Below are 20,434 nucleotides of genomic sequence, written 5' to 3'. Positions count from 1 at the left end.
ACTCCATGACGACTGAAATCTTCGTTGGCGTCCCTGCCTACAATACCGGCGAGAAGTTACTACGAACACTACAATCGCTGCTCGACCAGTCGTTCCAAGCCTATCGGGTGCTCATCACCGTGGAGCCCACAGACCACTCCGCACGCACACTGGAGATCGCCAACCACTTCGCCGCTCTGGATGCGAGGTTTGAGGTAAGCATGAACGACGAAGTACTCGGATGGGCGGGCAATGTGCGACATGCCATGAAGTGCGCCAGATCAAGCGGAGTACCATTCTTCATGGTACTCCCCCACGACGACGCGTTGCACCCGGACTGCCTCGCCTCACTTCACGCCACATTGATCACCCAACCAGACGCGGTCATCGCCTTCCCTGACATCTATTTCTTTGGCGCAGCGGACGGACTTCAATCCTGCCCATCCCGCCAATCCACCACCGCCCGCCGTTTGCTCGACCACTTTTCCGATGGCGGCAACCCCGAGTTTTGGAAGGGATTAACCCGAAATTCAAGCCTACCACCTGACACTTTCTTCCCCGCCTATGGCAAAAAGAGCTTTGCCGCCGAGTACGAATGGGCCGCCTCCCTGCTCAGCCACGGCCACTCGGTGAGAGAACCTCGCGCAATCTATTACAAACGCATCCACCCGGCCGACGGCGACAGCGTCTCAACCGGATGGATCCACCGCGACTCGTTGGAGACCCAACGCAGGTCGCTCGACACCCACCGCGAACGCATGCTCGCGCTGATCGAACGACTACCGGAAACAACCGCCACCACCACAACCGAGGCCGAAGCTATTCTCGCCGCGTTCGAAATCTCCCACCTCTGGCGAGTGCAGGAAATGACTCAGGAGCGCACGCCTTTCACGTACGCCGAGCACCAACGCATCGCCCACCTGCGTAACGAACTACCTCAAGACTCCCCGGCTCAACTCCGGTTGGACCTCTGCGAACTGCGCAACCGCCTCCACGACACCCCGCCCGAGACCTTGGTTGACCACGCCAGACTGCTGGCGGACAGCTTAACCAACGACCACGACGCCCAGACGCTCTACATGAAGCTCTTGCTACGCTGTGGCCACCATCACACTGCCGTCCATCAAATGACACGGCTCGCCCAACGTTTCCCAAATTCATGGAGGAACCGCGAAGTCAGCCAATGGCTGGGCAACAACCTCTTTCACCACCACCAGATCCCAGCGCCCACCCAGTCCTCATGACCCTCACTGACTCACCCCGCATAGGCATCATCGGAGGCGGCATCCAAGGCTGCACCATCGCCATGGAGCTCGCTCGCCATGGAATCGCCTCCGAGATCCTCGAGCAATCTCTGACCTTGATGGATCGTGCCAGCCGCTGGAATGAGGGCAAGCTCCACCTCGGTTTTGTGTACGCCCGCGATGAATCAATGGCGACCGCTAGGGCCATGGTCGAAGGATCCTGCGCATTCTTCCCATTTTTCCATCAGTTCCTCGGCGACTCCATTCACAGCGTGGGTCACTCGTCGAGCTTCGACTACGTCGTCCATCGCGACAGCCTGGTGCCGCCTGCAGAAATGTTCGACTACCTGCGCCACTGCGAAGCCTTGCTCATCAACCACGCCTCGTCAGCGGATTACTGGCCGGCGGCGAAGCGCCCGCGCATCACGCCGATCGACCACGCGACTCACTACAACCCCGAGCTCGTTGCCGCAGCATTCCGCACCCCGGAAATCTCCATCAACCCACACAGGCTGGCAGAACTCGTGCGCACCTACGCCCTCAGCCACCCGTTGATCCACGTTTCCACCAACACCGAAGTGCGGACCATCAGCCGATCCCCCGGCGGCACATTCACAGTAGAAGGAAAAGAACACACTCCCGCCCGCCACTACGATCTGGTAGTGAACGCAAGCTGGGAGAGCCGGCTGGCGCTAGACCACCAACTCGGCCTGACCCCGCCCTACCGCTGGCTCCATCGCTACAAAATGGCGTGCCAAATCCGCGGTGCCAACGTGATCGACGCCCCTTCCGCCACCATCGCGCTTGGCGCATTCGGCGATTTGGTCAACTTCGGCGACGGGTCCTACTACCTGTCGTGGTACCCGGATGGAAAAATCGACGAGTCCTCCGACCTGAAGCCACGGGAAGCAGAACTCTCCCTCACCCCAGCCGCCAAAGCCACGCTGCAAAGCCAATTTCTCCACGAGCTCACCCAGCTCATCCCATCGCTGGCGCAGCTCGACCTCCGCCACGCCCAATCCATCGTTCGCGGCGGCCACATCTTCGCGTGGGGTGACAAGGACGTAGACCACTACAACACCCAGCTCCACGAACGTGCGTCCACCGGTGTCACCACCCACTTCGACACCTACCACACCGTCAACACCGGCAAATACTGCAGCGCACCACTCAACGCCCGCGAGACCTGCCACCGCATCCTCGAATCACTCCAGCTCGCCCACTGAGCCAAGTAACCACCGCCCACACTCCCACGTCGATTAGCGATTGCACGCCCACGCGAATCACGCACATTAGGCACAGTCGGCATCTCCGACGCTCCAGCCCATGTGGTTTCTAAAGAATATCTTCCGCCTGCGTGAACAAGCCTACGACCGACGCCGTAGCAGCCACGCCAATGGCTTCTCCCAAGACGACGAGAAGCCCTTCCTCGACCACCTTGAGGATCTGCGCAAGATGCTCTTCAAGATCATCATCACCGTGATGATCGCGATGATCGGCTCCTTTGTTTTCCACAAGGAGCTGCTCAGCATTATCAAGTACCCGATCACCGCATCAGGCGTGGAGATCAGCGACGCCAAGAGTCTGCCAGACGCAATTAAGGACGTCGACTGGTCGGTCGTAAAAGGACTCTCGGACGTGGCCATCACACTCCACGGGGAAGAACGCGAAGCCTTCATCCGCAACGCCATCGCCTCGGATCCAGTCAACGGAGCGATCGTCAAGCCCGCCGGCATCTTCCGAGCCTCGCTCGCCATTCAAGGCATGGAGCACCGGCAGCAGTTCGCCAGAGACGTCCTGCCGGAAGGATCCGCCGACCTCGAACTCGTTCTGGCGCTATTGGAAAACAACCCGGACGCCACATTCGATGACGGCCGCAACTTGGTCCGCATGACCTCGCTCGGACCGGCAGAGCCCTTCAACCTCTCGCTCAAGCTTGCCTTCTTCGCCGGCATCATCATCGCCTTCCCATTCCTCTTCTACTTCATCGCAGAGTTCGTGATGCCGGGGCTGACGCCTACCGAACGCCGCATGGTCCTGCCATCATGCATGATCGGCTTTGGCCTCTTCACCATCGGCGTGGTCTTCGCGTACTTTGTGGTGGTTCCGAAGGCGCTGATCTTCTTCACCAACTTCTCCGAGCACCTGGGCGTCACCCCGGACTGGCGCATCGGTTACTACGTCTCGTTCGTCACCCAGCTGACCTTGATCTTCGGCGCATGCTTCGAGCTTCCCGTCGTGGTCATGACTCTGGTCAAACTCGGGCTCCTCGGCTCGCGCTTCATGCGTGACACCCGCAGCTACGCAGTGATCATCATCGTGATCGTTGCCGCACTGATCACCCCGACAACCGACGCCCTCACCCTCTTCCTGCTCGCCGGACCGATGATCTTCCTTTACGAGATCTGCATCTGGCTCGCTGTGATCCTGGAACGCAAACAGGACGAAGATCCCGAGCCAGCCACACAGGAACCGGAAGACAACTACGTCACCTACCCGGACGATCCGGAAAGCAACTTCAAGCCACAAAGCCAGGCACCATCAGCTGGAGCTCTCGTAGCAACCGTGGACCACGACACCTCGGATCCGCAGGATAATAGCGACGAGGAAGAAGACGATGAGAACGACACCGGGTTCCCGGACGTCCCGCGCGAAGTTTACTATCCGGGGCAGGCCAAGGGCATCATCCCATTCGGCGGCGGCGACGATGAGGACGAAGAAGACGATGCCAATACCGGCGACTCAAACGATGATGAGTCCGCCAGCGATGATAGCGAAGACGACGACGCTGAAAGCCCGGACAAAACAGATCGCGAATCGTAGCGCAGCTCTCTTTGCAATCCGCCCTGATCGCCCTTATCAGTGAACGGATCACAGATCGCGCTGCGGACGCCACCCCATCTGCAACACCAATTTTTCCCAAGACCACACCGACCTAGAAGCCATGCGAAAGACACTCGATGAGCGCAACCAGATGACCGACCTCGAACGGCTCCGCCACTCCTGCGCACACGTCCTTGCCACCGCCATCCTCCGAATCTGGCCAAACGCCCAGCTCGCTGGCGGACCTCCGGTCGACAACGGCTTCTACTACGATATCGACCTCGACCACGCCATCACACCGGCGGACTTCGAGCAGATCGAAAAGGAAATGAAGAAGGTGGTCAAAGAAAACCAGACCTTCGAACGCGTCACCGTCACCCGCGACGAAGCCAAGGCCCTCGCCAAGTCGGGCCGCCTCGGCGCTCTCAGCGAGCGCGATGTCGAGTCCACCTTCAAGCTCGACATGATCGACGACATCCCGGAGGACGAAGAAATCTCGCTCTTCCAGAATGGTGAGTTCATCGACCTCTGCGCCGGCCCACACGTTGGCCGCACCGGCAACTGCAAAGCCTTCAAGGTCATGTCCGTCGCCGCCGCCTACTACAAGGGTGACCAAAACAACCAGTCGGTCCAGCGCATCTACGGCACCTGCTTCAAGAACCGTACTCTGCTCGACGACTACCTCGAGAAACTCGAAGAGGCCAAAAAGCGCGACCACCGCAAACTCGGTCGAGAGATGAACCTCTTCGCCATCGACGAAGCCGTCGGCCAAGGTCTCATTCTGTGGAAGCCAAAGGGCGGCATCATCCGCCGCGAGCTGCAGGACTTCATTGGCAGTGCCCTCGACAAACAGGGGTACTTCCAGGTCTTCACCCCGCACATCGGCAAACTCGACCTCTATCGCACCAGCGGACACTTCCCGTACTACCAGGACAGCCAGTACCCACCGGTGATCGAGCGCGACAACATCAAGCGCCTCGCGGACGAAGGCTGCACCTGCGCCGAACTGCACAACCACCTCGAGTCCGGCGACATCGAAGGCTTCCTCCTGAAGCCGATGAACTGCCCGCACCACATCAAGATTTTCGACAGCGAACCACGCTCGTACCGCGACCTACCTGTGCGCCTGGCTGAGTTCGGCACCGTCTACCGCTGGGAGCAGTCCGGCGAGCTTGGCGGAATGACCCGCGTCCGCGGGTTCACCCAGGACGACGCCCACATTTTCTGCACATCAGACCAGGTAGCGGAAGAAATCCAGGGCTGCCTGGGATTGGTCAAAACCGTACTCGCAACCCTCGGCATGAACGATTACCGCGTGCGCCTGTCCCTCCGCGATCCGGACAGCGACAAGTACGTCGGTGACCCGGCCAACTGGGACAAAGCAGAGGCCGCCCTGCGCGAAGCCGTCGAGTCGCTCGACGTCGACTACACCGAAGAACTTGGCGAAGCCGCCTTCTACGGACCAAAGATCGACTTCGTCGTCAGCGACGTCATCGGCCGCGAGTGGCAGCTCGGAACCGTTCAGGTCGACTACAACCTTCCAGAGCGCTTCGACATCTCGTACATCGGGTCGGATAACAACAAGCACCGCCCAGTCATGATCCACCGTGCGCCATTCGGATCACTTGAGCGCTTCACTGGATTGTTGATCGAGCATTTCGCCGGTCACTTCCCGACCTGGCTTGCACCGGAACAAGTCCGTATCCTTCCGATCTCGGACAAAGTGATGGATTTCGCACAACAGACCGAGGCCACACTCAAGGAAGCCGGCGTCCGCGTCGTTCTCGACAAATCGCCAGACAAGGTCGGGGCCAAAATTCGCCTTGCTCAGCTCGATAAAGTTCCTTACATGTTGGTCGTCGGTGAGCGCGAAGCTGAAGCCAACCAGGTCTCGGTGCGCCACTCACGCAAAGGCGATCTCGGCACACAAGCGGTCGATGAGTTCATCTCGTCGATTCAGACAGAGATTTCCGAGCGTTCCCTGTAAGTTATTTAGAGGGAACCAACCACACCGGGAGCGGCCGCGCGATTCGTCGCCCGAGCCGCCCCAATTTTAAGAACCAAAACATCCACGAGTTATAGCCAAGCCACCATTCAAAAGAAGAGGACGCCGAGAGGAGACGCGCGTCAACGAGCGCATCCGCGTCAGCAAAGTTCGAGTAGTCGACGGAACCACCGGCGACCAGCTCGGAGTCATGCAAACGCGTGCCGCTGTGCAGAAGGCCAAGGAAATGGGACTCGATCTGGTGGAGGTGGCATCCAACGCCAACCCACCGGTTTGCCGCATCTGCGACTACGGCAAGTGGAAGTACGAACAGTCTAAGCTCAAGAAGGACAAGAAAAAGTCCAAGCAACAACGCACCAAGGAAGTCAAATTCCGCCCGCGTATCGAAGAGCACGACTACACCATGAAACTCGCTCGCGCCGAGTCGTTCCTCGACGAAGGCAACAAGCTGCACTGCCAACTTCAGTTCCGCGGCCGCGAAATGGCCCACCCGGAACTCGGCATGGCCTTGATGAAGCGCGTGATCGAAGACCTTAAAGGCATGGCCGCGGTCGACTTCCAGCCACGCCAGGCAGGACGTAACATCACCATGATGCTCTCCCCTCTGCCTGAACAGCAGCGCGTCCGCAAGTTCTCCAAGTACAAGGCCGAAGACCTCCCTGAAGAGGACGACGATGACGAGGGCGACGACGCGTAATCCCCTTCGTTAGCCGATTAATCAAATCCGCCCGCTCTGGTCTGCCGATCAAGCGGGCACTTTTTTGCCCACTCCACACCCAGCCCCAATGTCCCCCGCTCTCGTACTTTTCGATATCGACCAAACCTTGCTCAACACCGGAGGCGCCGGCATCAAGGGTCTTCACAACGCCTTCGCCGAAGTTTTCGACCTGAACCAGGACGAACACCCCGAGCTCGACCTGGCCGGAGCCACCGATCTAGGCCTCCTGCGTGACTTCGGGTTTCAGCGGAACATCGCCGTCACCGACGAACTCACCGCGCGCTTTTTCGACACCTACGTCGGGCACCTGGAGCACCATCTCGCCGCGAGCGACGACGGCCGCGTGCTCCCCGGTGTGGTCAACCTTCTCGAAACCCTCTCAGCCCGGCCGGATGAGTTCATCGTTGGGCTCCTGACTGGCAACATTCGTCGTGGAGCGGAAGCCAAGCTCAACCACTTCGGGCTTTCCAGCTTCTTCAACACCAACCTCGGCTCGTACGGCGACGACCACTTCGACCGCAACCTCCTCGGCCCAATCGCCAAACAACGCGTCACCGGCATCACAGGCCACGCCATCGCCGATCAACGGATCCTCGTCATCGGCGACACGCCGAAGGACATCCGCTGCGCCCACGCATGCAATGTCCGCTGCCTCGCAGTCGCCAGCGGCAACTTCACCGCGGAGCAACTCGCCGAACACGGCGCGGACCACGTCTTCGAAGACCTTACAAATACAGCAGCCGTCCTGGAGCTCCTGTAGCCGATCGGCGCTTATACCATTTGAACGGTCAAATTGGCGGAATGGCGGAGAGCTTTTTCGAGTGAAGCAAGGCGCGAACCGCGATGCTAGCGGGCTACCTGAGCTGTGAGCAACGCAGCATCACTCAAAAAGATCCCGCCAAAATCACTTTCCCCATCTCTGATCCTTCTCATTCAATTCCCATCGGTTACGCCAAGGTGGCCGTTCAAATGGTATCAGCTGCGCCAGATCGTTTGCGGGCTACCGACCGGGGTGGGATTCCCCGCGGTGGCCACGCCGAGCCCCACGCGATCCGCATTGGCCACAACCTTCAACGTTTCGCTCACGTTGCGGTCGATGGTGAAGGGCTTCACATTCTCCAGGCAACGCGAGAACACAGTATCGTCGTTCTCAAGCGTGGCCCAGTGATCAATTGCCGCCGCCAAGGCACTCACGTCACCGGCATCCACGGCCGAGCCGTGCACACCTTCGGTCATCACTTCGTGGAACCCATTGGCTGTCGTGGTAATCACCGGAAGCCCGTGACGCGCCGCCTCGAGTGTCGCGTTCGAAAATGGATCATAATACGTCGGCAGTGCGAACACATCCGCCATCATCAACAAGCGAGCGACATCCTTGCGCGGCCCCAGAAAGGTCACTTGCTTCCGACCTTTCCATTCGGAGCGCATCCGTCCGCGCCCAGCAACCACCAAGCGGCAGTTCTGTCCGGAGGAAGCCTTGATCAAGTCCGGCAGCCCCTTCCGCTCCCAACCGGAGCCGACAAAAAGCACCACCTTCTCCTGGTCGGAAATCCCGAGTTCGCGGCGCACCTCCGCGCGCATCGCCGCCCGATCCAAGGTCTCAGGCTCCACCACCGGATCGTAGCCATTGTAGACGAGGTGCACGCTATCAGGATCGCGGTCAGGATAATGCTCGGCGATTTCTTTCGCCACCATCTTTGAGTTCACCACCACGGCAGGGCAGTGGCTGGTGTCTCCGAGCAACGAGGCTTCCAACCGCATCATTGCCCTGTGCTTGCTCTGAATAGCGCGGAACCAAGACTTATAAGATGGCTCGAATGCACTGCGACGGTCCAGCCAGGCCTTGTGCACTCCGTCCCCGGCTCGGTACACGTCACACGCCCACCCTCGCTCAAGACTGAAAAGGCAATCGCAAACGTCGGTCGCCAGCGTCTGCCGCATCGTGTTGGCAAAGGTAAGCGGCGTCATCCCGTCCAACCAAACCACTTCGTCCGATTTCAAGCCGGCCTTGCGCCATGCACGGTCTACACAAAACACAGGTTCGTGTCCAGCAGCACGCAAGCCCTCGGCGAAGCGCAACAAAAAACGTTCCGCCCCCCCGCTCGCAGAATATCCTCGTCGAGCCAATCCTATTCGCATAACGCTACCATCCATAGCGCATCAGACACATTGGGCAAAACCGCAATTGCGATGATCGGCGGATACTTCTATATCTTTCAAGCGCATGACGCGCTGATTACCGCCCATCCCGACAGCTCAACGTGCCGGAAACCAACGCCATCATCCCCGACCTGACAGCCCCGCTCCCCACCGCGGAGCAGCTCCCAACGCGCCTGCTTTACGCAATCGCAACACCCGTCGGCGGTGCCGGCCTCCCGACCACGGCCGCAGAGGGTATCCGCGCCGCAGCCGACCGCCGCTTCCTCGGCACCGTCGTCACCATGCGCAACCGCCAGCAGGAAGTCGCGCCCCATCATTTTCTCAACATCGGCCTCCACCCTGCCCGCTGGCTGGCTCAGTTACGCTTCGGCAAGAAGGCCGACAGCGGGATCCGCAAACTACTCACCGCCCACGTCGCCGCCAACCAGCTCGAATCCGGTAAGTTCGATTGCTTCCACAGTTGGTCCGAGGACTGCCGCGAAGCCCTCCAAGTCGCACGCCGGCTCAACATCCCCTCGCTCATCGAGATCCCGACCTGGCACCGCAACAAAGGCCAAGTCAAACCATTCACCACCGCAAGCGAGCGCAAAGCCGATGACACCCTGGAGCATCGCCTTACCATCCCTCGCCAGCACACCCTGACCGAGTACACGCTAGCCGATGTGATCCTCGTCCAGTCGCAATACGCCGCGAAGTCGTTCATCGCAGCCGGCATCCCCGAAGAGAAAATCTTCCTCGTCTACCGCGGTGTCGACCCGTCCAAGTTCCGCCCGACCGTGCGCCCCGCCGACACATTCCGACTCGTCTTTGTCGGCGCGTTGATCAAACGCAAGGGCGTCCACCACATCCTAGAAGCCTGGCACCGCCTCGGATTAAAGAACGCGGAGCTCGTGCTGGTCGGCAACATTGAACCCGAGATCAAACCCTACCTCGAGAAGTTCGCCGGTCCGTCGGTTACCGTCGCCGGATTCGTCAAACGCCCACAGGACTACCTGGAGTCCGCATCGGCATTCATTTTCCCATCGGAGTTGGAAGGATCAGCAAAAGCCACCTTCGAAGCCTCCGCCTGCAGCCTGGCGCAAATCACCACCCGCGAGTCCGGCGACGCCGTAGTCGATGGCGAGACCGGCCGCGTGATCCCACCCAACGACGTCGACGCCCTGCAAGACGCAATCCAGTGGTTCTACGACCACCCGGAGGAAGTCGCAGCAATGGGCGACCGCGCCCGCGAACGCATGGTCAATGGGTTCACCTGGGACCACCACCGCCAACGCTTGCTGCACGCCTACGCTTACGCGAAACAACTCGTCGCCACCCGCGCCGCTGCCACCCCATCCGCGCCGTGAACCTGCTCATCGTCCAACTCAAGCGCATCGGCGACACCATCCTCACCGCGCCGGCCATCGACCGCATCCGGCAAGCCTATCCGGACGCACGCATCACACTCGTGCTCCATGGCCCGAGCGGCCAACTCGCACCGCTCATCCCACAAGTGGACGAAACACTCGTCTACCAGCCCGGAGCATCCAATGGTGCGCTCTGGCGCAAGATCCTCACCCGCCGCTGGCACGTCGTGTGCGACTTCACAGGAACCGACCGCTCGGCCTTGATGACCGCACTCAGCCGCGGCACGCTCCGCATCAGCTATGAGCGCTACCGCAAGTCCGCGGTCAAGCGCTGGATCTATCCACACGGTGTCGACGCCTCGGTACGCGACCTCTCAACCGTCGACTTCCACTTGGCACTCGCCGACGCCGTAGCCGCCCACGGACAGGCAGCCGCCACCTCGGAAAACGGAGGATCGCCATTGAAACTCGACCATCAGATCGATCTCGACCAGCCGCTGCCAAAGCCCTACGCCGTCCTCCACCCCGGCACCGCGCGCGACGAGAAATACTGGACCACGGAAAACTGGCTGACCGTCGCAGCCCACCTCCATGAACGAGGTCTGAACCTCGTCGTCACCGGATCCAATGACGACCGCGAACAATCGCACCTGGCCCCTATTTTTGATCGCCTCCTCGATGCAGCCATCCCATTCACCAACCTCAGCGGCAAGCTCTCGCTAGCAGACACCGCACGCGTGATTGGCGACGCCGCCCTTGTCGTCACCGTCGATTCGGCGGCGATGCACTTGGCCGCCCAGTTCGGCTGCCGTCAGATTGGGTTGTTCGGCCCGACCAACCCGTATCACTGGGCCCCGACCCACGCCAATGCACGCATCATCCTCGCCTCGGCACCTGACCGCGTGACCAGCACATTCGAGCCGAAACACAAAAAGGCAGCGATGGACCAGATCCCGGCTACCACCGTCACCACCGCCGCGGACGAATTACTCGGGTAAACCGCCCAACCACAAAAAAATTCCCGCAGCGAACAAGTCGATGCGGGAATGAAAATGGTGCACGGGGACGGGATCGAACCGCCGACCAACTGGGTGTAAACCAGTCGCTCTACCGCTGAGCTACCCGTGCGGAAAGTCGTTGGTGTGGAAATAAATAGCCGAGGATCGGTAATGGTCAAGCGCCTCGATAAAAGAATTCTTCAAGCCCCTACTCAACCAACGGCTCGTCCTTGAGTTCCGGCTGCTTTTCTTCCTCGTCCTCTTTCTTCTCGCGGACCTCCTCAGGCAGCATATTGGAGTCATATTTCCTGCGGAGCCCTTTGTCGATCGGGCGGTAGTTGCGCCCGAACATATCCCCCTCGGACGCCTTCAGCAGGCGCCCCACGAGCTCACCATCAATTGCCGACGACACACTGCGCCTCAGCTCTTTGCCATTGCGGTCCTTCAAGATCACCACGTAGCCATAGAACTTCCACCCCTTCTTGTTGTTACCATCCCCCTTGTGCTCGTGCTTGAATTCGGGCAGCTCCACCTCGGTAGACCTCAACTCAGGCACCGCTGGAACCGCAAACTCACGCCTGACACCCACACCGTAAACATTGCGCTCGCGCAAATGCCGCATCAACACGAGCACGTCCACCGTTCCTCCTGAAAACGGTTCGCGGTTATCCGCATTCCGCACCTCGACCTCCAACCGGAACAACAGCCGCTCCTGATTGCGCTTCACGCGGTCCACCGAATCCGAAAAATTCACGTCGATCCGCGGGTCGCCAATCGTTACCGCCGGACGCCAGGACTTGAGAAACTCTCGATCTTCCTCCACCAGGCGCTCCAACGGCACGTTGTAAGTCGTCTTCCCCACCGCCAACACCACGTCCGTCTCAGAGACCGACCGCACCTCCGCATCAATCGTCCGCCCGTCCACATCGGTGAATGTTCGCTGGGAGTACCCAACCGTTAACGAAGCCGCCATCATCACGGCAGCTGCCCATACGCGTCGTTTCATCATTGTCATCATCAGCTTGCAACCTCCAACCCTAGAGAGGGAACGCTGCCCCCGACAAGACCAAGCCTCCTCAATCTCATCCCGCTCTTGCCTCTTGCCTCTTGCCTCTTATGATCAGCGCATGACCGAATCGCCGACAGCCCGCAAAAATGTCATCGTCCTGCTCAGTGGAGGCATGGACTCCGTGGTGGCCCTCCACCAGGCCCACCGCGACCACCACGTGGTGGCGACATTGAGCGCAGACTACGGCTCCAAGCACAACCACTGCGAACTGCCAATGGCAGCCAAACAGTCCGAACTACTGGGCGTCCGCCACGAATGCGCCCAACTCGGATTCATGGACCAGCTCTTTTCCTCCGCACTGCTCAACTCCGGTGGCGACATCCCGGACGGCCACTACGAAGAGGAAAGCATGAAGCAAACCGTAGTCCCATTCCGCAACGGCATTCTACTTTCGATCGCAGCCGGCTTCGCCGAGAGCGTCGGCGCCACCGGAGTGGTCATCGCCGCCCACTCCGGCGACCACGCCATCTACCCTGACTGCCGTGAATCGTTCATGGCTCCCATGGCCGAGGCAATCAAACAAGGCACCTACGAAGACGTCGAGGTCATGCGCCCGTTCATCAACATGACCAAAACCGAGATCGCCCAGCGAGGAGCGGAACTCGGAGTCGACTTCTCACTCACCTGGTCCTGCTACAAAGGCGGCGACATCCACTGCGGCACCTGTGGCACGTGTGTCGAGCGCAAGGAAGCCTTCCGCGACGCCGGCATCCCGGATCCTACCGAGTACTTGGCGTAAGGCGGAGTCTGTGGAAAAAACCTCCTCAAGCTCCGGTTGTCCTAGCGCCGATCCGGCTTAAATTACGGACGTTATGCCATACCGCGTTTGTAAAGCCATCGAGATCGAGAACGGGCACATGCTCAGCAAGCACCCGGACAAGTGCAAGTTCCCCCATGGCCATACCCGCAAAGTCGAAATCGTCCTCGAGGCCGACACCCTCGACGACCACGACATGGTCTGCGACTTCAAAGCGGTAAAGCAAATCATCGGCGAATACCTCGACTCGTTCGACCACGCCATGTGCCTCAATACCGACGACCCCGCCTACGCTGAGTTCAAGCAACGCTACGGCGACCGCGTCATCGGCTTCGACCAGGAAGACCCAACCACCGAAGTACTCGCCCGCGTGTTCTTCCACACCTTCAGCGAGCGCCTCGCCGAATGGAAATCCCGCACCGATGTCCCCTATCCTGTGCGCGACCAAGTCCGCCTGGCTTCAATCCGCGTCTGGGAGACCACCTCGTCGTGGGCGGAATACTCGGAGTGATCGCAATTGAATGATCAAGTGGGCATAGCCGATGGGAATCGGGCTGCCGCAACGACGACTTTGGTCGGCAGCCGGAAACTTCGAGTAACCGGGATCGTCGCAAAGCGACAGGTTCCCGGCTAGCCGGAGGTTTCAACCTCCGGAGATGAGCGCACGAATGAGGCATCCCGTAGGGACGGTTTACAAGGGCGAGGGAAGGCAGGCAGAATTGGCCAACTTCCGGTAACCAATGCCCCCCCCTCCAGCCATAAAAAATCCGACCGGCAGCACACAGCCACCGGTCGGATCGAAATCATTCTCACCGATGGGTCACCCCATCGGTATTTTTTTTTACCAGGAGCGTGCGTTGTCCTGGGTGGCGTCGTCGCCCTCTTCGTTCTCACCGGCAGCAATACCGTCTTCTCCCTTGGAGAGAACAGCCACGCGAACACCCTTGAGTTCGTCTTCGCCATCTTCAGACGACTCAGGATTCCTCAGCTTCTTGTCGTAGTTGCCATCGATATGGATCACGAAGAAGTTACCCCATGGATCGAAAACCACAGGACGGTCTTCCTCCGTGCGGTCGATACCACCCGCGGCATCATTTGCCTGCTTCATACCATCGAGATAGTCGATCTGCTTCTTGTTGAGGACCTTTCCTCCGGTCTCTTGGCCGGTGAGAATCACGCAGATTTCCTCGGAGCTGTCGCCCTCCCAGTCCTGACCACGGCTGCTACCTGGAATTGGCATCCGGTTGTACTCCACCTCGAATTGCTCGACCGCTTGAGCGATACCAGTGGCGAGGTTCTGAGCCTCCACCTTACGGGCTTTCTTCAGGGCAAAGCTACTGCCAGCGAAAATCATCGATGCGAGGATCGCCACGATGGCGATCACAATCAAAAGCTCGATCAGAGTGAAGCCTCGCGAGCGCGAAGCACGGTTGGACAATTGGGAGTGTCGGGGTTTCATAGTTCTGGGTAAAAAGACGATTCGCCGGATCTCAAACGGACGAACCTTCATGGTAACCGCTGAGCCGACGAAATCCGAGACGATTATCCTGACGATCTCAAGCAGGTCAATCCTATGATTGCGGATTCTCGCCTCTCGTGTGAGGATCCGGTTTGTGACCGGAAAACCACGTAAAAACAAGCCAACCGAGCGCGACCAACCCGCAGGTCAATCGCGACGCGAAGAGATCCGCGAAAAACTCATCGGCCACCTCGAATCGGACGACTACCGTCCGTCGACCAAATCGGAGATCGCCCGCCACCTCGGGCTAGACCCCAAAGAGCGCGCCACATTCCGCAACGCACTGCGCGACTTGGAAGAATCCGGCAAGGTCACACGCGTCAAAAAAGGCCGCTACCGCGTCGGCTCACACAGCCAACCCGGCACCGCACGCGGCATCCTCGACTTCACCCGCCGCGGCAAGGCATTCGTCATCCTCGAAGCCAACAGCTCAGGCAATACAGCACTCGCCAAACAAGGCGAACGGATCTTCATCCAACCCAGAGCCTCCGGCACCGCTCTTCCCGGCGACCGCGTCGAGATCTCGTTGCGCAAGGTGCCACCACCAGTCTGGATGCGCCACGCAGGCCGCCTCCGCACACCAGATGAAATGCACGTCGAGGGCCGCGTCCTCTCAATTATCGAACGCTCGGGTAAACCACTCGTCGGCACGCTGCGCATCCGCGGAAAGTTCCGCTTCGTCCAGCCGGACGACACCCGCCTTCCCTTTAACTTGGAACTCACTCCACCGGCGAAAGACGAACCCGAGGCCAAGTCCGGCGACACCGTGGTCGTCGATCTCGTCCGCTGGGACCAACCACACCGCCCACCATTGGGCAAACTGGTCAAAGTGCTCGGCCGCCGCGGCGACAAGGGCGTCGACATCCAAAGCATCATCTACCGCTTCGGCTTACCGCTTGAGTTCCCCGAAGACGTGCTCTCTGAGGCCGCTGCCATTCACGCGGTAGTTCAAGCAGACGACCTGACCGACCGCGAAGATTGGCGTGACCGCACGGTCATCACGATCGATCCATTCGACGCCCGTGACTTCGATGATGCCATCAGCGTCACCGCCTGCGATAACGGCGAATGGCTGCTGGCCGTTCACATCGCCGACGTCTCGCACTATGTGAAGCCCGGCTCGGCATTGGACAAGGAAGCCCGCAAACGCGGCAACTCGACGTATCTGGTGGACCGAGTGATCCCGATGCTACCTGAATCCCTCAGCAATGGCATCTGCAGCCTGCGTCCGGACGAAGACCGGCTCACCCAATTGGTAGAGATGCGCTTTTCCGCCACCGGTAAAATGCTCAAAGCCCGCTTCGCCTCGGCTGTGATCCGCAGCGCGAAACGCTACACCTACGAGCAAGCGATGGAGGTCATTCGCCCGGTCGTCAAAGACCTCACCGCCACTCCACCAACGGATCCAGTCGAAGCCATGCTCTACGATGCGTGGCGACTCGCCGCCCGCATCCGCCGACTGCGCTTCGAAAATGGCGCGCTCGACATGGACTTCCCCGAAGTGAAGGTCATCCTCGACGACAAGGGCCGGCCAACCGAACTACGCCGGGTCGATTACGACGAAAGCCACCAGTTGATCGAAGAGTTCATGCTCGTCGCCAATGAGGCTGTGGCGAAGGTGGTCAAGGAATCCGGCAAACCCGGTATGTTCCGCGTTCACGACGATCCGGACGAAGGAAAGCTCCAGGAGTTCCGCCAGACCGCCTGTGACTACGGCTTCCAAATCGGCGACCTGACCAACCGACGCGAGCTTCAAAAACTGCTCAAGCGGATCCGAGGGGTACCGGAGGAACACGCGCTGAAAGTGGGACTCCTGCGCAGCCTGAAGCGCGCAGCTTACGCAGCCGACCCGATGGGCCACTACGGTTTGGCAAAAGTGAACTACACCCATTTCACCAGCCCGATCCGCCGCTACGCCGACCTCATCGTCCACCGTGCGCTCGGCAAACTACCGTGCCACAAGCCACAGGTCAGCGTCCGCACACCGACCCACGACGGCATGGCCGAAGTCGCCGAAGCCATCTCGACCACCGAACGCGTGTCTGCCGAGGCAGAAGGCGAATCGGTGCGGCTGAAGGAGCTCGAGTACTTCCAGCGCCTGATCTCCCGCGGTGATGAACGTACATTCACCGCAGTGGTCAACGAAGTCCGCCGCAACGGAGTCTTTGTCGAGCTGGTGAACGAACAAATCAAAGGACTAGTGCCGCCATCGCATTTCCTCCCCGGCGATTTCTTCTTCATCAACGAACTCAACACGTGGCGCTCGCGCCGCCCGCGCTACGAACTGCGCGTCGGCACGAAACTGGAAGTGCGTCCGGTGAAGGTCGACTTTGAAAGCCGCTTCATCGACTTCGCCATGATGCAGATCCTCAAACCGAAGTCATGAAGGAGGTCGCGGTTTTTGGTGCCACCGGCGCAACCGGCCGCGAGCTGGTACGCCAACTGGCAGCTGGAGAGGGTCTGACCGTTCACGCCATCGTCCGACGCCCCCTCCCTGCGGAAGACCGTCCCAACCGTGTGATCGAGCACGTCGTGCCCACCATGGCTCCTGAGCATTTCCCAGACCTGCCCCATCTCGACGCCGTCTTCTGCGCACTCGGAACCACCATCGCCAAAGCTGGCAGCAAGCCAGCCTTCACCGCCATCGACCACAATCTGGTTGTCGCCGTCGGCGAGTGGACCAAAGCCCGACACTGCCCGCAGTTACACGTCATCAGCTCGCTCGGAGCTACCACCGCACCCCGCAACTTCTACCTCCGCACCAAAGGGGAAACCGAACACAACCTGGAAGCACTCGACCTACCGTCGCTCACGATCTACCAACCGTCACTCCTCCACGCACCGCAGCGCGATGAGTTCCGCCTCGGCGAGCGGCTTGGCTACATTGCCCTCGCCGCGATCAGCTGGCTTCCCTTCGCTACGGTTCGGCGCATCCAGCCGGTACCGGTTGCCACACTGGCCGCCTGCATGATCGCACACGCCAAGAACCCACATCCCGGATGCCACCGCGTGACATCCGAGACGATCAGGCACTCACCGCATCCGTAATCAAAGGCTATCCCCCTGCTTGAGCCAGACGAGATAGACGGACAACTAACAACAAGAGAGCTCCAAATCAGGCACGACCCATGAGCATTAGGCTCCCGGAACACATCAGCAACGACGACTTTAATCGGAAGCCCCCGTGTCATCGAATTCGTCGCAAAGCGACAGGTTACCGGTTAGTAGGAGGTTTCAACCTCCGGATATGAGTGCGTGAATAAGGCGTCCCGTAGGGACGGCTTACATGAGGCATGAGCTCAACGAAGTAAACCGCACCTCCGGCGCGAGTTGATTGGAGCGACTGGACCAGCGGATGAATCCGCTGGCTAACCGGTAAGTCATCGCTCCGCGATTTTGGTAGGATTCCCCCAACCCATCGAATTCGTCGCGAAGCGACAGGTTACCGGTTAGCCGGAGGTTTCAACCTCCGGAGGTGAGCGCGTGAATGAGGCGTCTCGGAGGGACGGTTTCCCCAGCCTGGGACAAAGTCCCAGGATCAGCCATTGCATCGACTCAGATCGTCCTGATAGGACGTCTCATCGTCGCGTGACGCGCCTACCACCAGCAAACCTAGTGTTTGCACTGCTTGGCAGGGTCAAAGCGGAAGGCATCCTCGGTGCCTTCAAACTTGCCACGCGCCGCCAAGAAGTCGATCAACTGGTCCGGCGTCATGCCGCTCGTCGAGCAGGTGTAGAACGTGGTGGTAATGCCGAAGGTCTCGATGATTTCCTTCTTCAATGACTCGCGGCTGTAGGTCTTGCCGCCTTCGAGCATCATGGCAATCACATCGTGTCCGTGGCGCTCGGCCAGCGGCTGGGTATTTGTATTCATAAGAGAGAACTCAGATTGCACCGACCCGGAATGGGTTCCAGCGCAGCGGGATAATACGTCGGTTTCCAATCCACAATCCATCCGGACGGCTGCGTTGGTGAGGATTCGAAGCAACGCGAGCCAATCCCGTCGAATCCGCACAATTGCCCATCGATCGCACGATCACGCCGCGATACTCAACAACGATGGACCGTCCGGCCACCTCTGATCCCAACTTGTCATCCGCCCCGCAGCCCACCGCCTCCTCACGCGGTGGACGCTGCGCCGCACGCCGCGCCCGTTTGGCGCAAGCCCCCTTCCGCGAGCTGCTCCTCGCCGAGCCCTACCGCTGGTTTTTCCCGCTCGCTGTCTTGATCGGGATCGCCGCCGTGCTGCTATGGCCTGCCTTCTACCAGCACTGGATCGACTACCAGCCAAAAACCAGCCACGCCCGGCTCATGATCCAAGGGTTCATCGGCGGCTTCGCCTTTGGATTCCTCGGTACCGCCATCCCAAAAGTACTCAACACCCACCGCTTCTTCTTCGGCGAGCTCGCCACGTTCGCCACCGCATACCTCGCCTCCTCTGGGTTTCACCTCGCCAACCGCACCGTCGCCGGCGACGCGTTCTTCCTCATCGCTTTGGTCACTTTCATGATCAGCGCCGGCACCCGCGCCGCCCTGCGCAAGGATTTGCCACCTCCAGGATTCCTACTCGTCGGCGCAGGCATGCTGTGCGGCATCAGCGGGACCGTACTCTTTCTCAGCGGCCACGCGTTGGAATTCAACGCGACCCGCGAGCAGTGGGCGGGCTTGCTACTCTACCAAGGCTTCATGTTGCTCCCTCTGATCGGCATCGGCGCATTTCTCTTCCCACGCTTTTTCAAGACCGACAACAAACAGATCTTCCCGAGCAACCCGTACCCGACCGAGCAATGGACCCGTCGAGCTAAATTGGCAGGCACCGCCGCAGCGTTGATCATTCTCAGCTTCTTCCTCGAGGTCGAAGGCATCGTCCGCTGGGGCGCATGGCTACGCGCCGCCACTTGCTTCGCCTACCTCGCCAGCGAAACCGGGTTCTGGAAACGCTCTGAAGCAACCGGTGTGCTTCCCGCCGCCCTGCGCACCGGGCTCATCTGTCTGATCATCGCCGCACTCGCCGCTGGATGGGTTCAAGCCAACCGCATCGCCCTCGACCACATCCTCTACATCGGCGGACTAGGATTAATCGCACTCGTCGTCGGCACCCGTGTGCTCTACGGCCACGCCGGCCGCACCAAAGCCATGGGCCAATGGCTCATCCCCCTGTGCGTTGTCTTTGGGCTCATCCTCATCGCCATGGTGCTGCGGGTCACTGCCGATTTCACGCCGCAGGTCAAAACGGCGCACTACCTCTACTCCGCTCTCGTCTGGGCCGCGGCTACCACTGTCTGGGCCATCGCCATGGCGCCGCTCCTCATCCAGCGCCGCGATCCGTAGCGCGGCACTTCTCTCATCGACAGCCGATCTGACACAGATCCCCGCCGGCACAGGAACAAAAAAACCGCCGACCCTCGAAAGGATCGGCGGTTCATAAATGATTCTGTCGGCGCTATCGATCGGCACGAGACCGAAAGATCGATCAGAGGACCTTAGGCCTCTGCGCCCTGCTCTTTACGAGCGTGCTTGATGATGTTCTTGACGCGGTCGCTTGGCTGCGCGCCGTTGCCCACCCACTTGTCGACCTTCTCAAGGTCGATGGTGAAGTTCTTGCCTTCCTGATGCGGATCGTAGGTGCCGATCTGCTCGATGAAATTGCCGTCGCGGCGTGCGCGGCTGTCGGTTGCCACGATCTTGTAGTATGCGCGGTTACGGTTACCTTCGCGGCGGAGTCTGAGTGCTACTGCCATAAAATTTTGTAAGTTCCTCGGTGAGGTAGTTTAAGGTTGGTTCGATCGATCCATTCGAGCGCCGAGCGAATCGAGG

At 59.9% G+C, this 20,434-nt stretch carries 18 protein-coding genes and 1 tRNA gene; 13 read left to right on the top strand and 6 right to left on the bottom strand.

Translation table 11 applies throughout. The features are described from left to right. Window positions 1-5 precede the first annotated feature (5 nt). The 6 genes from G3M56_RS03780 (at window position 6) to G3M56_RS03755 (ending at window position 7,529) form a co-directional block, all read left to right on the top strand. Entirely contained in the window at window positions 6-1,223 is a 1,218-nt protein-coding gene (locus G3M56_RS03780) for a glycosyltransferase family 2 protein (RefSeq protein ID WP_164365045.1), read from the top strand. Next, window positions 1,220-2,449, top strand: a complete 1,230-nt coding sequence (locus tag G3M56_RS03775; RefSeq protein WP_164365044.1) for an FAD-dependent oxidoreductase — start codon at window positions 1,220-1,222, stop codon at window positions 2,447-2,449. The genes G3M56_RS03780 and G3M56_RS03775 overlap by 4 nt, the downstream gene beginning before the upstream one ends. A gap of 100 nt (window positions 2,450-2,549) precedes the next feature. Continuing rightward, window positions 2,550-4,046 (top strand): twin-arginine translocase subunit TatC, encoded by a 1,497-nt coding sequence (gene tatC, locus G3M56_RS03770; RefSeq protein WP_164365043.1) that lies wholly within the window; start codon window positions 2,550-2,552, stop codon window positions 4,044-4,046. Window positions 4,047-4,167: 121 nt separating this feature from the next. Beyond that, on the top strand, window positions 4,168-6,033 hold the full coding sequence (gene thrS, locus G3M56_RS03765; protein ID WP_164365042.1) for a threonine--tRNA ligase: 1,866 nt from the start codon (window positions 4,168-4,170) through the stop codon (window positions 6,031-6,033). A gap of 91 nt (window positions 6,034-6,124) precedes the next feature. Then, entirely contained in the window at window positions 6,125-6,748 is a 624-nt protein-coding gene (infC, locus tag G3M56_RS03760) for a translation initiation factor IF-3 (protein WP_164365061.1), read from the top strand. An 88-nt stretch (window positions 6,749-6,836) separates the two neighbouring features. Continuing rightward, complete coding sequence (locus tag G3M56_RS03755; RefSeq protein WP_164365041.1) at window positions 6,837-7,529, top strand: HAD family hydrolase; 693 nt, start codon at window positions 6,837-6,839, stop codon at window positions 7,527-7,529. Window positions 7,530-7,744: 215 nt separating this feature from the next. On the opposite strand, the gene G3M56_RS03750 is transcribed toward G3M56_RS03755, so the two are convergent. After that, a complete protein-coding gene (locus G3M56_RS03750; protein WP_164365040.1) occupies window positions 7,745-8,908 on the bottom strand; it encodes a glycosyltransferase family 4 protein in 1,164 nt (387 codons plus the stop codon). Window positions 8,909-9,030: 122 nt separating this feature from the next. On the opposite strand from G3M56_RS03750, the gene G3M56_RS03745 reads away from it, so the two are divergent. Further along, entirely contained in the window at window positions 9,031-10,275 is a 1,245-nt protein-coding gene (locus G3M56_RS03745; RefSeq protein ID WP_164365039.1) for a glycosyltransferase family 4 protein, read from the top strand. Continuing rightward, window positions 10,272-11,273 carry a glycosyltransferase family 9 protein gene (locus G3M56_RS03740; RefSeq protein ID WP_164365038.1) on the top strand — a complete coding sequence of 334 codons (1,002 nt, stop codon included), beginning with the start codon at window positions 10,272-10,274 and terminating at the stop codon, window positions 11,271-11,273. Before G3M56_RS03745 ends, G3M56_RS03740 begins: the two co-directional genes overlap by 4 nt. A gap of 55 nt (window positions 11,274-11,328) precedes the next feature. Here G3M56_RS03740 and G3M56_RS03735 read toward each other — a convergent pair. Both G3M56_RS03735 and G3M56_RS03730 read right to left on the bottom strand, forming a co-directional pair. Continuing rightward, window positions 11,329-11,403 (bottom strand) — tRNA-Val (locus G3M56_RS03735). Window positions 11,404-11,481: 78 nt separating this feature from the next. Next, window positions 11,482-12,282: a hypothetical protein gene (locus G3M56_RS03730; RefSeq protein ID WP_164365037.1), complete on the bottom strand. Its 801-nt coding sequence runs from the start codon at window positions 12,280-12,282 to the stop codon at window positions 11,482-11,484. A 118-nt stretch (window positions 12,283-12,400) separates the two neighbouring features. Here G3M56_RS03730 and queC point away from each other — a divergent pair, with 118 nt between their 5' ends. Together queC and G3M56_RS03720 are read left to right on the top strand one after the other, a co-directional pair. Beyond that, window positions 12,401-13,081 (top strand): 7-cyano-7-deazaguanine synthase QueC, encoded by a 681-nt coding sequence (queC, locus tag G3M56_RS03725; protein ID WP_164365036.1) that lies wholly within the window; start codon window positions 12,401-12,403, stop codon window positions 13,079-13,081. Between the two features lie 73 nt (window positions 13,082-13,154). Beyond that, on the top strand, window positions 13,155-13,610 hold the full coding sequence (locus G3M56_RS03720) for a 6-pyruvoyl trahydropterin synthase family protein (RefSeq protein WP_164365035.1): 456 nt from the start codon (window positions 13,155-13,157) through the stop codon (window positions 13,608-13,610). 330 nt (window positions 13,611-13,940) lie between these two features. Here the strand turns inward: G3M56_RS03720 and G3M56_RS03715 are convergent, their stop codons facing one another. Then, window positions 13,941-14,558: a prepilin-type N-terminal cleavage/methylation domain-containing protein gene (locus G3M56_RS03715; RefSeq protein WP_164365034.1), complete on the bottom strand. Its 618-nt coding sequence runs from the start codon at window positions 14,556-14,558 to the stop codon at window positions 13,941-13,943. Window positions 14,559-14,712: 154 nt separating this feature from the next. Here G3M56_RS03715 and rnr point away from each other — a divergent pair, with 154 nt between their 5' ends. Further along, on the top strand, window positions 14,713-17,004 hold the full coding sequence (gene rnr / locus G3M56_RS03710; RefSeq protein WP_164365033.1) for a ribonuclease R: 2,292 nt from the start codon (window positions 14,713-14,715) through the stop codon (window positions 17,002-17,004). Continuing rightward, window positions 17,001-17,666, top strand: coding sequence for an NAD(P)H-binding protein (locus G3M56_RS03705; protein ID WP_164365032.1), 666 nt, complete (start codon window positions 17,001-17,003; stop codon window positions 17,664-17,666). The genes rnr and G3M56_RS03705 overlap by 4 nt, the downstream gene beginning before the upstream one ends. A gap of 564 nt (window positions 17,667-18,230) precedes the next feature. On the opposite strand, the gene G3M56_RS03700 is transcribed toward G3M56_RS03705, so the two are convergent. Continuing rightward, complete coding sequence (locus G3M56_RS03700; protein ID WP_235203574.1) at window positions 18,231-18,491, bottom strand: YecH family metal-binding protein; 261 nt, start codon at window positions 18,489-18,491, stop codon at window positions 18,231-18,233. Between the two features lie 185 nt (window positions 18,492-18,676). Between G3M56_RS03700 and G3M56_RS03695 the strand changes: the two genes are divergently transcribed. After that, on the top strand, window positions 18,677-19,948 hold the full coding sequence (locus G3M56_RS03695; RefSeq protein ID WP_164365031.1) for an NnrS family protein: 1,272 nt from the start codon (window positions 18,677-18,679) through the stop codon (window positions 19,946-19,948). Window positions 19,949-20,100: 152 nt separating this feature from the next. Here G3M56_RS03695 and rpsP read toward each other — a convergent pair whose 3' ends face one another. Next, window positions 20,101-20,358 (bottom strand): 30S ribosomal protein S16, encoded by a 258-nt coding sequence (gene rpsP, locus G3M56_RS03690; protein ID WP_164365030.1) that lies wholly within the window; start codon window positions 20,356-20,358, stop codon window positions 20,101-20,103. Window positions 20,359-20,434: the final 76 nt, after the last annotated feature.

The sequence above is a fragment of the Sulfuriroseicoccus oceanibius genome (assembly GCF_010681825.2).
Taxonomy (GTDB): Bacteria; Verrucomicrobiota; Verrucomicrobiia; order Verrucomicrobiales; family SLCJ01; genus Sulfuriroseicoccus; species Sulfuriroseicoccus oceanibius.
This window is presented reverse-complemented; position numbering and strand designations above follow the sequence as displayed.